At 57.6% G+C, this 523-nt stretch carries 1 protein-coding gene; it reads right to left on the bottom strand.

What is annotated here, in order from left to right:
* Positions 1-379: HAD-IIB family hydrolase (locus EOA19_RS35050; protein ID WP_164893139.1), on the bottom strand; the 379-nt coding region annotated here is incomplete at its 3' end.
* Between the last annotated feature and the right edge of the window lie 144 nt (positions 380-523).

The following is a 523-nucleotide window of genomic DNA, read 5'->3' as shown; positions in this document are numbered from 1 at the left end:
GCCCAAGTTTTTTGATCACTTCAAGAACTGTTGCCTGGTGTGGTTCCCAGGTCGCAACGATCGACCGTCCGACTGAAAGCGGCTTGACGCCGTGCTTTTTTAGCTTGGCGACGAACTTGGGCGCCGGTGCCGGTGAAATCACACGTTCTTCCTCGCTGGCAGGCGTGTAGATCAACGCCCCATTTTCGGCGACGACCTTGTCGAACAGGCCGATCTCGGGAAAAACGCGCTTGAGGTCGGGCAGTTCTCGTCCTGTGACGAGAATGAGCTTGCGGCCACTTTTCTTGACCCGTTCGAGAGCCGCAACCGTCTTTTCAGCTACGATCCCCTCGTGCGCCAGCGTGCCGTCATAGTCTGTTGCCAAGGCGATGAAATACATTTGTCGACCATTTCATGTCTGAGATCGCCGCTACCACCGCCACACGCGAGGTCGCACGACGAGATGCCATTCCGCAAAGGCGTGATCGAGCCGAGCGGCCAAGTGTTGCGGCGCAGGATACCCACTCAGTAGCCGCCGATAATC

The sequence above is a fragment of the Mesorhizobium sp. M7A.F.Ca.US.010.02.1.1 genome, from assembly GCF_004023085.1.
In the GTDB taxonomy this organism is placed as follows: Bacteria; Pseudomonadota; Alphaproteobacteria; order Rhizobiales; family Rhizobiaceae; genus Mesorhizobium.
Note: the sequence above shows the minus strand (reverse complement) of the source record. Positions and strands in the feature narration are given on the sequence as shown.